Source organism: Nitratireductor indicus C115, from assembly GCF_000300515.1.
Lineage (GTDB): Bacteria > Pseudomonadota > Alphaproteobacteria > Rhizobiales > Rhizobiaceae > Nitratireductor > Nitratireductor indicus.
This window is the reverse complement of sequence record NZ_AMSI01000014.1, coordinates 101382-114888: the sequence shown is the minus strand read 5'-3', so window position 1 is coordinate 114888 and position 13507 is coordinate 101382. Positions and strand designations below refer to the sequence as shown.

Below are 13507 nucleotides of genomic sequence, written 5' to 3'. Positions count from 1 at the left end.
GGCAAAACAAGGGGATGGAGAGGGACAGCGTTTCCATGAAACGGTGAACCGGTCTAGACCTTGCGTGTCACGCTATTCGGGAAGCCCTTCATGACGAACTATGTCATCCTCGCGCTCGCGGCCTTCTTCGCGGGAACCCTGAACACGGTCGCGGGAGGGGGCACCTTCCTCACCTTTCCGGCCCTTGTCTATACGGGTGTTCCGGTTGTCGCGGCCAATGCAACGAGCGCCGTTGCCGTGTTCCCCGGCTATCTCGGGGGAGCTGTCGGTTTTCGCAAGGAACTGGCGGCTTTCGATCGCAAGCGGCTTTTGCGCATCGGTTTGTTGACGGCCGCGGGTGGTCTGGTCGGTTCGCTGCTTCTGCTCGTTTCGTCCAATGAGGCATTTTCCATCGTCGTGCCGTTCCTGCTTGCCGCCGCCACGCTGATCTTTGCTTTCGGTTCAAGGATGCAGGCATGGGCGCGCGGGCAGGGCGGCGAGCAAAGGGAAGGCTGGCTCGGCACCCTGGCCGTCGCCGTCTATGGCGGATATTTCAATGGCGGGCTGGGGATCGTTCTTCTGGCGCTTTTCTCCTTCTGGGGAATGCGGGATTTGAACGCGATGAACGGCCTCAAGAACGGGCTTTCCTTCATTCTTTCCGCAATTTCGGTCGCCACTTTTGCGCTTGCGGGCATCGTTGCCTGGCCGCAGGCGGTCGTCATGATGGCGGCGGCCACCATCGGCGGCTATGCGGGCGCGCCGCTCGCCCGCGCCTTGCCCGCTTCCGTGGTGCGCGGGATCGTCATTCTCGTGGGCGCGGTGATGAGCCTCGTCTTCTTCCTGCGCCTTCTGTAAGCGGTGGGCAGTGGACATCCCGGACATCGTTGCTGGCCTAATTTGAATATGCCAGGGGGCTGGAAACCTTTCCGAACTTGAGGTACAGAGCGGCTTCAACGCAACCGCGCGATTGCAGACATGTCGATCATCCTTGCGATTGATGCTCGCCGCCGCCGCTTTTTCAATCATGCGGGTGGCCTGATGGCATCCCTACAGCCCCTGGCGTGAGGCCAAGCGGTTTCGCTACCAGGGGGCCACACTCCCAAGCAGCCGGCGCCCGCGCGCGCAGTGAAAGTGTCGGCACCTGAACCGCATTCGACATTTTGGGAAGAAGCCCGGACATGCCCGCTCGCCGCGGCATGCCGCATGGCTTTTCGATCGCAAGGACACAGAGTTGAAAACGCTCATTCTCGGGGGCGGCGTCATTGGCGTGACGACCGCATATTATCTGGCCAAGGCCGGCCATGAAGTCGTGCTCGTCGACCGGCAGCCTGGTCCCGCGCTGGAAACGAGTTTTGCCAATGCCGGGCAGGTTTCGCCCGGTTATTCTGCACCTTGGGCCGGCCCCGGCATCCCGCTCAAGGCGGTCAAATGGATGTTGATGCGCCACGGTCCTCTGGTCGTGCGTCCGCATCTCGACCCGGCCATGTGGCTGTGGATGCTGAAGATGCTGCGAAACTGCACCTCAGTCCGCTATGCCCGCAACAAGGCGCGCATGGTGCCGATCGCCGAATACAGCCGCGACTGCCTGCGCGCGCTTCGTGCGGAGGAAGGGCTGGGCTATGATGAGCGCAGCCAGGGAACTCTTCAGCTGTTTCGCACGCAGGACCAGCTTGATGGCATCGGCAAGGATGTCGAGGTCCTGAACGAGTTCGGCGTGGCGCATGAAGTGCTCGATCGGGCCGGTTGCATTGCTCGTGAGCCGGGTCTGGCGTCTGCAAAAGCGGGCTTCGTGGGCGGATTGCGTCTGCCCGGCGATGAGACCGGCGATTGCCGTCTCTTCACCGAAGGTCTGGCGGCAATCGCCGAAGGCCTTGGCGTGCGTTTTCACTGGAGCACGGAGATCGGCGGAATCGTCACCGAAGGCGGTCGCGTCCTTGGCGTCCGGACCTCCAGCGGCTTGATGGAAGCCGACGCGGTGGTGGTGGCGCTTGGCAGTTATTCGCCTCTGCTTCTCAAGCCGCTTGGCATCCGCATCCCGGTCTTCCCGGTCAAGGGCTATTCGCTCACCCTGCCGGTGCGTAACGCGGATGCCGCGCCGGTTTCCACGGTCATGGACGAGACCTACAAAACCGCGATTACCCGCCTTGGCGACCGTATTCGCGTCGGTGGGACAGCGGAACTTGCTGGCTACGATCTCACGCCGCGCCATCCGCGCCGCCTGGCTCTCGAACACTCGTTCACGGACATGTTCCCCGAAGGTGGCGATGTTCGTGAAGCGAGCTTCTGGTGCGGCCTGCGCCCGATGACCCCCGATGGCCCGCCCTATATCGGCGCTTCTCCGGTGAAAGGCCTGTTCCTCAACACCGGTCATGGCACGCTGGGCTGGACCATGGCTTGCGGTTCGGGCCGCGTTCTCGCGGACATCTTGGATGGGCGCAAACCGGATATCGATCCTTCCGCCCTGGCACTGGGCAGAAGCTGAAACCCATGACGGGTCGGGAAGATATGCCCGGCCTGCGATGAAGCACTCAATCCAGGAGGGCCTGGCCGTGGAAATCGGCTTCGGCCTTCTTGGCCTCGGTCTTTATGAAGTCGGTCAGCATCCGGATGCGCGGTGCTGTCGCCATGTCCTGATGCGCGATGCACCAGTAATAGCGCTCCAGATGAATCTCCTTTGGAATGACCGGCACGAGATCGGGATAGTGGCGTGCCATGAAGTGCGGCATCACGCACAGGCCGAGCCCCTTTCGCGTTGCCGCGAGCTGGGCATGGATACTAGAACTTTGGTAGAATGCACGGGCCCCGGGCAGGATTTCCCGGTGGTAGTCCAGGCCCGGCGTGAAGATCATGTCCTCGATATATCCGATGATCCGGTGATTGGCGAGATCGGCCTTCCTGCGCACCGGCGGATGCCGCTCCAGATAGTCGCGTGAGGCGTAGAGGAACAGCCGGTAAAGCGAAATCTTTTCATAGTGGTGGGAGTTCGTCCGGGCGGTCGAAAGGGTTACCGACATGTCCGCTTCGCGCCGTGACAGGGAGACGATCTGCTGGATGATGAGCAGCTCGATCGACAGGGCGGGCAACGATTGGGCAAGATTCGGTAATCGATCTGCCAGGAAGAAATTCCCGAATCCTTCCAAGGTGCTAATGCGCACGACACCGCTCACGGGAGCGGTGCCGCCGGCCACCTCGCTCTCCACCCCTGCCGCCTCCCGCTCGATGGCTTCGGCCCTCTCCACGAGCTTTTCGCCGGCTGCAGTCAGGACATAGCCGCGCGGGTTGCGCTCAAAGAGTCGGGCAGCCAGCGATTGCTCCAGCCGGTCGATCCGGCGGGAGACCGTGACATGGTTCGTACGCAGCTTCCGGGCGGCGGCGGAAAGCTGCCCGGTTCTTGCCACAGCGAGGAAAAACTGAAGATCGTCCCAGGAGAATGAGCGCATGTCTGTACGTTTTTGTACCGAGTTTGTGCGAAAATAATTGGTTGTGTGCGGAAAGGTCAATGCTATGACTCGGGTTATGATCGCGCATGGGAAGGGAGACCCGCAATCTGCGCCGGTCTCGTCGCATTGAAAACATGCGCCGATTTGCCTGTGGGGTGGGCATGAGGAGAAGTTGTCTGCTCCACGGGTCGGGAACGTCGATTTCATGCGCCGTTGCGCAATCCGCGATCACCTATTGGGAGGACAGTAATGAAACTACTCGCTCTTGTATCCGCAGCCCTGATGACTGCCACGGCCCTGCCGGCCATGGCTCAGGTCTCGGATGAGAAGGTCAAGATCGGTATCTTGAACGATCAGTCCGGCGTCTATGCGGATTTTGGCGGAAAGTGGTCCTACGAAGCAGCCAAGATGGCTGCGGAGGATTTCGGCGGCAAGGTTCTGGACAAGCCGATCGAGGTCATCACTGCCGATCACCAGAACAAACCGGACATCGCCTCGAACATCGCGCGCCAATGGTATGATACCGAGCAGGTCGACGCGATCATGGAACTGACCACCTCTTCGGTGGCGCTCGCCGTCCAGGGCATTTCCAAGGAAAAGAAGAAGATCGATATCGTCACGGGCGCCGCGACGACGGAACTAACCGGGCCGCAGTGCTCGCCCTACGGTTTCCATTGGGCATATGATACGCATGCGCTTGCGGTTGGTACGGGCGGCGCGCTGGTGGAGCAGGGCGGTGACACCTGGTTCTTCCTGACGGCTGACTATGCCTTCGGTTATTCGCTTGAGGAGCAAACGGGGAATTTCGCCAAGTCCAAGGGAGGCAAGGTGCTCGGCGCTGTGCGTCATCCCCTCGCCACCACGGATTTCTCCTCCTTCCTGCTGCAGGCCCAGTCTTCCGGTGCCAAGGTCATCGGCTTGGCCAATGCCGGTCTCGATACGGCCAATGCCATCAAGCAGGCCGCCGAATTCGGCATCGTGGCGGGCGGCCAGCGCCTTGCCGCACTGCTCTTCACTCTCGCGGAAGTGCATGGCCTTGGCCTTGAGGCTGCGCAGGGCCTGACGCTCACTGAAGGCTTCTACTGGGATCGCAACGATGAATCGCGCGAGTTCGCCCGCCGTTTCTATGAGCGCACCCAACGTATGCCCAACATGATCCAGGCAGGCACCTATTCGGCGGTGATGCAGTATCTGAAGGCTATCGAGAAAGCCGGCACCGACGAGACGGAAGCTGTCGCCAAGGAACTTCACGAGATGCCCGTCAATGACCTCTTCGCCAAGAACGGCAAGGTTGGGGCCAACGGCCGCATGATCTATGACATGTATCTGATGGAAGTGAAGAAGCCCGCCGACAGCAAGGAGCCCTGGGACTATTACAATGTCCTGGCGACCATTCCGGGCGATGAAGCCTATATCAAACCGTCCGAAAGCGGCTGCCCTCTGGTCAGCCAGTGACGATAGCAAACGGTATGGAGGCGCAGGCCATGGCCGGCGGCGCAACCACGCTTGAAGAGCCGCGGGTGGTCCTTTCCGCCCGCGGCCTGCGGCGCGACTTTGCCGGTTTTATCGCTGTGCGGAATGTCGATCTCGATGTTCACCACGCGAAGATACATGCGCTTATCGGCCCCAACGGGGCCGGCAAGACAACGGTTTTCAACCTTTTGACGAAGTTTCTCGCTCCAACGGCGGGTCGCATCGAGTTCATGGGGCGCGACATCACCAGCACATCGCCCGCCAAGGTGGCGCGGCTCGGGCTGGTGCGCTCGTTCCAGATTTCGGCGATCTTTCCGCATCTGACGGTGCTCGACAATGTGCGTGTCGCCCTGCAGCGGCCAGGTGGCCTGGGCTATCAGTTCTGGCGCTCGCTCGACGCATTGGATGCGCTGACGCCGCGCGCCGAGCAGCTGCTGGAGACGGTGGGACTGCAGAACGAGCGCAACAAGCTGGCCGCCGACCTGTCCTATGGCAGAAAGCGGGTTTTGGAGATCGCGACCACCCTGGCGCTCGATCCGAAGGTCCTTCTGCTCGATGAGCCGATGGCGGGCATGGGGCACGAGGATGTGGGCATCGTCGCCGAGATCATCCGCGATGTCGCGAAGGATCGTGCGGTTCTCATGGTCGAACACAATCTCAAGGTCGTTGCAGACCTTTGCGATTGGATCACGGTCTTGCAGCGCGGCGAGATCATTGCCGCCGGCGATTATGCGACCGTCAGCCAGGACGAGCAGGTGAAGGTTGCCTATATGGGGACGGCTTATGACGACTGACCGCCATGCCAGCCCGGCTCTGGCAAATCCTCTCCTGAAAGTCCGGGACCTGAACGCCTGGTATGGCGAGAGCCATGCGCTTCACGGTGTGAGCCTCGATGTGGGAGAAGGGGAGACCATCACCCTTCTTGGCCGCAACGGCGTGGGCAAGACCACGACGCTGCGCGCCATCATGGGTATCCTGCGCAAGCGCACCGGCCAGATCGAATTCGCCGGCCGCGACCTGATGCAGATGCCGCTGCACCGCACGGCGCATATGGGGCTTGGCTTCGTTCCGGAGGAACGCGGCATCTTCTCCACCCTAACTGTGGACGAAAATCTCCTGTTGCCGCCGGTCGTCTCGAAGGGCGGCATGGAGGTCGAGGAGATTTTCGAGCTCTTCCCGAACCTCAAGGAAAGGCGCAACAGTCCCGGCACAAAGCTTTCTGGCGGCGAGCAGCAGATGCTGGCCATCGCGCGCATGCTGCGCACCGGGGTAAAACTGCTTTTGCTCGACGAACCGACCGAGGGCCTTGCTCCGGTGATCGTCGAACGCATTGGCGAAGTGCTTTCCACGCTGAAGAAGCGCGGCATGACCATTTTGCTGGTCGAGCAGAACTTCCGCTTCGCCAGCCGCATCGCAGACCGCTTCTATCTCATGGAACATGGCCGTATCACCGCCGATTTCCCGGTGGCCGAACTGGATCAGCGGATGGCTGTGCTGCATGAGGTGATTGGAGTTTGACGACATGACCATGATTTTCGGCATTCCGATCCAGGCCTTCCTGGGGCAGCTTCTCGTAGGTCTCATCAATGGCTCCTTCTATGCCATGCTGAGCCTCGGGCTTGCGATCATCTTCGGCCTTTTGCGGGTCATCAATTTCGCCCATGGCGCCCAATATATGCTCGGTGCTTTTGTAGGCTTCCTTCTTCTGTCCTATCTCGGCATCGGTTATTGGCCGGCGCTCATCCTTGTGCCGCTGATCGTTGGGGTTTCGGGCATGGTGATTGAACGCCTTGCCCTGTCTCGCCTTTATGATGTGGATCCCCTCTACGGGCTGTTGTTCACATTCGGCCTCGCGCTCGTGATCGAGGGCGCTTTCCGTTATTATTTCGGTGTTTCCGGGCAGATTTATACACCGCCGCCGCAGCTCTCCGGCGGCACGAATCTGGGCTTCATGTTCCTGCCGAATTATCGCGGCTGGGTCGTGATCGCCTCCCTTTTCATCTGCCTTGGCACCTGGCTTCTGATCGAGAAGACGCGGCTTGGCGCCTATCTGCGCGCCGCTACGGAAAATCCCATTCTGGTGCAGGCCTTCGGCGTCAATGTGCCTCTTCTTCTCACCCTGACCTATGGCATCGGCTCGGCGCTCGCCGGTCTCGCCGGCATCATGGCCGCACCGGTTTATCAGGTCAGCCCGCTGATGGGCTCCAACCTGATCATCGTGGTCTTCGCGGTGGTCGTGGTCGGCGGCATGGGGTCGATCCTCGGCGCCATCATCACGGGCTATATGCTTGGCCTTGCCGAGGGCCTGACCAAGGTCTTCTACCCGGAAGCCTCCAATATCGTGATCTTCGTGATCATGGCGATTGTGCTTCTTGTCCGGCCCGCCGGATTGTTCGGAAGGGATGCGTGACATGGCCGACCTGACCACAACCGCAATCGAAGGCAGGACGCGCGCCCGCGTGGAATGGCTGCTGACGGCTATCGCCATTCTGGCGCTCATCGCCGCGCCCTTCTTCCTCTATCCCATCTTCATCATGAAGATGCTGTGCTTCGCGCTCTTTGCCTGCGCTTTCAACCTCCTGCTCGGCTTCACGGGTCTGTTGTCCTTCGGCCATGCCGCCTTCTTCGGCGGGGCAGCCTATTTCACCGCGCATGCGGTGAAGGAATGGGGCTGGACGCCGGAAGCCGGCGTTCTCCTGGGCGTCGTGGGGGCGGCGGCACTGGGGCTGGTGATCGGCTTCTTCGCCATCCGCAGGCAGGGCATCTACTTCGCGATGATCACCCTTGCACTTGCCCAGATGTTCTATTTCTTCTGCCTGCAGGCGCCTTTCACCAAGGGCGAGGACGGCATCCAGGGAGTGCCGCGCGGTCATCTGTTCGGCATTATCGATCTATCGTCTCCCCATGCGATGTATTATTTCGTGCTTGGCGGGTTCCTGATTGGCGTCTTTGCCGTGTGGCGCATCGTCAATTCTCCTTTCGGCATGATCCTGAAGTCGATTCGTGAGAACGAGAACAGGGCGACGTCGCTGGGCTACAGCGTCGCTCGTTACAAGCTTGCCGCCTTCGTCATGTCAGCGGCCCTTGCGGGGCTGGCGGGCGCCATGAAGGCTCTCGTCTTCCAGTTCGCGACATTGACCGACGTGACCTGGCAGATGTCGGGTGAGGTGATCCTCATGACGCTCCTGGGCGGCATCGGCACCATGCTTGGACCGATCGTGGGGGCCGGGCTTGTGGTGGCGTTGCAAAATTACCTCGCCACCTCGGAGTTTCCCGTCACCATCATCACTGGTGCGATCTTCATGATCTGCGTGCTCCTGTTCCGCCGGGGCATTGTGGGCGAGGTCTATGCGCGGCTCGCACGCGGGAACTCCGGCAAGGCGTCCTGACCGACATGACCGAGACCTATGACTACATCATCGTCGGCGCGGGAACGGCCGGCTGTCTGCTCGCCAACCGGCTTTCGGCGGACCCGAACGTTTCGGTCCTTCTTCTGGAAGCCGGCGGCAAGGACAATTACGTCTGGATCCATATCCCGGTCGGCTATCTCTATTGCATCTCCAATCCGCGCACGGACTGGTGCTTCAAGACAGAAACCGAACCGGGGCTGAACGGCAGGGCGCTCGCCTATCCGCGCGGTAAGGTTCTGGGCGGCTGTTCTTCCATCAATGGCATGATCTATATGCGCGGCCAGGCCCGCGACTATGATCAATGGCGCCAGATGGGTTGTGCCGGCTGGGGTTGGGACGACGTCCTGCCGGTGTTCCGCAAATCCGAGGATTATTATCTCGGTGCCGATGATATGCATGGCGCGGGCGGCGAATGGCGGGTCGAGGAGGCACGGGTGCGCTGGGATATTCTCGACGCGTTCCAGGAGGCGGCCGAAAGTCTTGGCATTCCCCGCGTCGATGATTTCAACCGCGGCAGCAATGAGGGCTCGTCCTATTTCCGTGTGAACCAGCGTGGCGGCGTTCGCTGGAATGCTTCCAAGGCCTTTCTGAAACCCATTCGTCACCGTCGCAACCTGCGGATCGAAACGGGCGCGCATGTGCGCAGGCTGGTTGTTCGTGACGGCAGGGTCAGCGGTGTCGCCTACACGCAAAACGGCATGGAGCGGGAAGCCGCTTGTCGCCGTGAAGTGGTTCTGTCGGCGGGAGCCATAGGCTCTCCGCACATTCTCGAACTGTCCGGCATCGGCAGGGGAGAGGTTTTGCAGAAAGCCGGCCTTCCGGTCGTTCACGAAATGCCCTCCGTCGGCGAAAACCTGCAGGACCACCTGCAACTGCGTTGTGCCTACAAGGTCTCAGGCATTCGCACGCTTAACGAACAGGCAAGCAAGCTCTCCGGAAAGGCGGCGATAGCGCTTGAATATCTGCTGCGCCGCTCCGGCCCGATGTCCATGGCGCCCAGCCAGCTTGGCCTGTTCACGCGCTCTGACGACACGCGCGAGACGCCGAACCTTCAATATCATGTCCAACCCCTGTCGCTCGACAAATTCGGGGATCCCGTTCACCCCTTCCCGGCCTTCACCGCAAGCGTCTGCAACCTGCGGCCCGACAGCCGGGGCTCGGTGCATGCCGTCTCGGGGGATTTCCGGGCCCAGCCAGCGATCCGTCCCAATTATCTTTCAACGGAGAGCGACCGGCAGGTGGCGGCCGACTCGATTCGCCTTACCCGCAGGATCGTCGACCAGCCCGCGCTCCAGCGCTATCGTCCCGAAGAGTTCAAGCCTGGCCCCGCCTACCAGAGCGAGGAGGAGCTGGTGGAGGCCGCAGGCAATGTGGGAACGACGATCTTCCACCCCGTAGGCACTTGCCGCATGGGCACGGATGCCGGCTCGGTGGTTGATCCGCAATTGCGATTGCGCGGCCTTTCCGGGCTGCGCATTGCCGATGCCTCCATCATGCCCACCATAACGTCCGGCAACACCAATTCTCCGACGCTGATGATCGCCGAGAAGGCGGCCAGCATGATCCTCTCATGATCCCTTGAAGCACGGCCAGAACGGTCGTGCTTTCAGTTTCTATCCACGCTCGCGCAATGGCAATCGCGCCGTTTTTGTGCATAAGCGGAAAGGATGAGGCAAGAGGCGACGGTTTGGAGAGGATGACGGGTTCCAGCGAAACCCATAAGGGGCAGGACGTGCAGGTAGACCTGATCGCGGTCCTGGTCTCCGTGGTGGCCGGTGCGCCCTGCGTGTTGACGATTCGCGGCGGCCACATGCTGCCTTCCGGCCCGTTCGAGCTGGAGCACCGTTCGTTGCAATCGAGCCTGCGCGCCTGGGTGGAGCGGCAGACCGGCCATTCCGTGGGCTATATCGAACAGCTTTATACCTTTGCCGACCGCGACCGCATCACGGACGACCGCGCACGGCGTGCGATCTCCATCAGCTATCTCGGCCTGACGCGGGCCGATGAACTGAAAGCGCAGCCGTCTTCCGGTTGGGGCGGCTGGTACGATTATTTTCCCTGGGAAGACCGGCGCAATGGTGTGCCGGCAGTGGAAAGCGACATCATCGAGCCCCGTCTGCGTGGTTGGGCGCAGTCTGCGTCAGGCACCGGGCCGCGCGCCGAGCGCTGGCAGCGCGCGGCTAGCGTTTTCGGTTTCGAGGACCACGCCTGGAATGAGGAACTGGCGCTTCAGCGCTATGAACTTCTTCATGAGGCGGGTCTTGTGCAGGAAGCCTATGGCGAGGCGCCTCCGGTCGAGAATCTGGTGCCGGGCATCCCGATGTTTGCCGACCACCGTCGTATTCTCGCGACGGCCATTGCCCGGCTTCGCACCAAGATCAAGTATCGGCCCGTGGTGTTTGAGCTGATGCCGCCCATCTTCACGCTGTTGCAATTGCAGCGGGCCGTCGAGGCGCTTTCTGGCAGGCCGGTGCATAAGCAGAATTTCCGCCGGCTCATCGAGCAACAGGAACTGGTGGAGGAAACCGGAGAGGTTGCCGCCGACACGGGAGGCCGTCCGGCGAAGCTTTTCCGCTTCCGCGCTGCCGTTCATCTGGAAAGGACATTTCTGGGAACACGCCTGCCGATAACGCGCTCTTGATTTATGCTCAATTTAAGCATAAGCATCTTATGCTCGAAATGAGTTTAAGAGGAGATCGCGCTTATGCTGGTGGAGCAAACACGCGCCGAGGCGCTTTACGAGCGGGTTCGAACAGTTATTCCGCCGCTGGAATGGCCGGCTTTCGCGGATGACATCGAAGCCATTCTGGAGCTGAAGCGCGCGCGCAACGCGGTAATCCTCGCGCACAACTATCAGACGCCTGAAATCTTCCACTGCGTTTCGGATATCGTCGGCGACAGTCTGTCGCTGGCGCGCGAGGCCATGGAGGTCGAGGCGGACACGATTGTCCTTGCCGGCGTGCATTTCATGGCGGAGACGGCAAAGCTCCTGAATCCGGGGAAGACGGTGCTCATTCCAGACGAAAGAGCTGGTTGCTCCCTGGCCGAGTCGATCACAGCAAACGATGTGCGTGCTTTGCGCGAACGCTATCCCGGCGTGCCGGTGGTGACCTATGTGAACACTTCGGCGGCGGTGAAAGCTGAATCCGATATCTGCTGCACATCCGGCAATGCGCGCGCGGTCATCGAATCTCTCGGTGTGCCCCGCGTCATCATGATTCCCGATGAATTCCTTGCCCAGAATGTGGCGCGTGAGACAGGCGTCGAGATCATCACCTGGAAAGGGCATTGCGAGGTGCATGAGCTTTTCGACCGCGCCGACATCGCCGAATTGCGCGAGGCTTATCCCGGTGTCACTGTTCTGGCACATCCCGAATGCCCGCCGGAGGTGGTGGAGGTTTCGGATTTTGCCGGCTCAACCGCCGCCATGTCGGCTTATGTGTCCGAAAGAAAACCGGCCCGCGTCGCGCTCATCACCGAGTGCTCGATGAGCGACAACGTTGCTGTCGATCATCCCGATGTGGAATTCGTCCGTCCCTGCAATCTGTGTCCGCACATGAAGCGCATCACTCTGGCGGGCATCCGCAAGGCGCTTGAGGAAAACCGGTACGAGGTGACGGTCGCGCCTGAGCTTGCCGTCCGGGCCCGCCGGGCGGTCGAGCGCATGCTGGCGGTTCGATGACCGGCGCCACAGCAGGCCGCCCCATCGTCATCGGCAGCGGCATTGCCGGTTTGCTGACGGCACTTTGCCTTGCGCCGGCGCCGGTCCTTCTGGTCACGCAAGGCGCTTTGGGCGACCAGTCATCGAGTGCGCTGGCGCAAGGCGGCCTCGCCGCAGCCATGGGAGATGACGATACGCCGGCGCTTCATCGCGACGATACGCTTTGCGCTGGAGCGGGGCTCTGTGATCCGGGGGCTGCCGGCCTCGTGGCCGATGCCGCGCCGGCTGCTGTTGCGATGCTGTCCCGTTTCGGCGTCGTCTTCGACAAGGGCGATGACGGTTCGTTTGCCCTCGGTCTGGAGGCCGCCCATAGCCGGCGGCGCATCGTCCACGCGGCCGGAGACGGAACGGGCCGCGAGATCGTGCGGGCACTGACCGAGGCTGTTCGCGCCACGCCCTCCATCATGGTTCTCGAACACACTTCCGCCGAACAGCTTCTCCTGCGAGGGCGCGCGATCTGCGGCGTTCTGGCAAGCGGGCGTGCGGGGCGGTTCGTTTTGTCCGGCCGCAGCGTGGTTGTCGCCACAGGCGGTATCGGCGGTCTTTTCGAGGACACCACCAATCCCGTGGAGTGCTGGGGCAAAGGTCTCGCGCTTGCGGCGCGTGCCGGCGCTGTACTCGCCGATATGGAGTTCATGCAATTCCATCCGACGGCCCTTGCCACCGAAAGCCGCCCGATGCGTCTGGTCAGCGAGGCTGTACGCGGCGAAGGCGCGGTGCTGGTCGATGAAACCGGTTATCGTTTTGCAGAAGCCCTGCCGGGAGCGGAGCTGGCTCCTCGCGACCAGGTCAGCCGCGCGGTCGCAAGGCATTTGGCGGAAGGGCACAGTGTCTTTCTGGACGTGCGGGAAAGACCAGGGGCAGCCTTCCCGGAAATGTTTCCCGCAATCGCAAGCTTCTGTCACGTGGCGGGCATCGACCCCTTGCACGACCCGATCCCTGTTCGCCCGGCTGCCCATTACCACATGGGCGGCATAGCGGTGGATGAACAGGGGCGTTCCAGCGTTCAGGGCCTGTGGGCTTGCGGCGAAGCCGCCTGCACCGGATTGCACGGCGCAAACCGGCTTGCCAGCAACTCGCTGATCGAGGCAGCGGTGATGGCGGCGGCCGTTGCCGAAAGCATCCGTTCCCTGCCGGCGCAGCCGCTTGTCTCGCCGGAACGCATCGAGCCGCAGCGCCGGGCCGATCCGGCTGTTGTTCGTCCGATTGTCTCACAGGCGCTTGGTCTTATCCGCGATCGTGACACGCTCTCTCACGCGATATCGCGCTTGTCAGGATTGGCTGCGGAGGATGATGCGGCGCTTGTCGGTCTCATGATGGCTGTTGCGGCCCATGACCGAGAGGAGAGCCGGGGCGCGCATTGCCGCAGGGATTTTCCGCAAACGAACAAGCACGCAACACGCGCCATGATGACCTGCTCCGAGGCTTTTCTGAGGGCGCGGGAACTCGGTTCCAGAACAGGAGCGCTCGCGCAGAGCGCATGA

Annotated in this window: 12 protein-coding genes; 11 read left to right on the top strand and 1 reads right to left on the bottom strand. The window is 61.7% G+C overall.

Annotated elements, in window-relative coordinates; all coding sequences use genetic code 11:
- Positions 1-90 precede the first annotated feature (90 nt).
- The gene (locus tag NA8A_RS18770; protein ID WP_009451954.1) at positions 91-834 is read left to right on the top strand and encodes a sulfite exporter TauE/SafE family protein; all 744 of its coding nucleotides are present in this window, start codon (positions 91-93) and stop codon (positions 832-834) included.
- 286 nt (positions 835-1120) lie between these two features.
- On the top strand, positions 1121-2461 hold the full coding sequence (locus tag NA8A_RS18765; RefSeq protein WP_338086167.1) for a D-amino acid dehydrogenase: 1341 nt from the start codon (positions 1121-1123) through the stop codon (positions 2459-2461).
- 46 nt (positions 2462-2507) lie between these two features.
- Here the strand turns inward: NA8A_RS18765 and NA8A_RS18760 are convergent, their stop codons facing one another.
- Positions 2508-3419 carry a LysR family transcriptional regulator gene (locus NA8A_RS18760; RefSeq protein WP_009451952.1) on the bottom strand — a complete coding sequence of 304 codons (912 nt, stop codon included), beginning with the start codon at positions 3417-3419 and terminating at the stop codon, positions 2508-2510.
- A 249-nt stretch (positions 3420-3668) separates the two neighbouring features.
- Here NA8A_RS18760 and NA8A_RS18755 point away from each other — a divergent pair, with 249 nt between their 5' ends.
- From NA8A_RS18755 to NA8A_RS18715, 9 genes are all read left to right on the top strand, one after another.
- Complete coding sequence (locus tag NA8A_RS18755; protein ID WP_009451951.1) at positions 3669-4874, top strand: ABC transporter substrate-binding protein; 1206 nt, start codon at positions 3669-3671, stop codon at positions 4872-4874.
- A 29-nt stretch (positions 4875-4903) separates the two neighbouring features.
- A complete protein-coding gene (locus NA8A_RS18750; protein ID WP_040673095.1) occupies positions 4904-5686 on the top strand; it encodes an ABC transporter ATP-binding protein in 783 nt (260 codons plus the stop codon).
- A complete protein-coding gene (locus NA8A_RS18745; RefSeq protein WP_009451949.1) occupies positions 5676-6410 on the top strand; it encodes an ABC transporter ATP-binding protein in 735 nt (244 codons plus the stop codon). Before NA8A_RS18750 ends, NA8A_RS18745 begins: the two co-directional genes overlap by 11 nt.
- A gap of 4 nt (positions 6411-6414) precedes the next feature.
- Positions 6415-7302 (top strand): branched-chain amino acid ABC transporter permease, encoded by an 888-nt coding sequence (locus NA8A_RS18740; protein ID WP_009451948.1) that lies wholly within the window; start codon positions 6415-6417, stop codon positions 7300-7302.
- A gap of 1 nt (position 7303) precedes the next feature.
- A complete protein-coding gene (locus NA8A_RS18735) occupies positions 7304-8281 on the top strand; it encodes a branched-chain amino acid ABC transporter permease (protein ID WP_040673052.1) in 978 nt (325 codons plus the stop codon).
- A 5-nt stretch (positions 8282-8286) separates the two neighbouring features.
- Entirely contained in the window at positions 8287-9876 is a 1590-nt protein-coding gene (locus NA8A_RS18730) for a GMC family oxidoreductase (RefSeq protein WP_009451946.1), read from the top strand.
- A 122-nt stretch (positions 9877-9998) separates the two neighbouring features.
- Positions 9999-10943, top strand: a complete 945-nt coding sequence (locus NA8A_RS18725; RefSeq protein WP_009451945.1) for an NUDIX hydrolase — start codon at positions 9999-10001, stop codon at positions 10941-10943.
- Between the two features lie 63 nt (positions 10944-11006).
- Positions 11007-11984, top strand: coding sequence for a quinolinate synthase NadA (gene nadA / locus NA8A_RS18720; RefSeq protein ID WP_009451944.1), 978 nt, complete (start codon positions 11007-11009; stop codon positions 11982-11984).
- Positions 11981-13507: an L-aspartate oxidase gene (locus NA8A_RS18715; RefSeq protein WP_009451943.1), complete on the top strand. Its 1527-nt coding sequence runs from the start codon at positions 11981-11983 to the stop codon at positions 13505-13507. The genes nadA and NA8A_RS18715 overlap by 4 nt, the downstream gene beginning before the upstream one ends.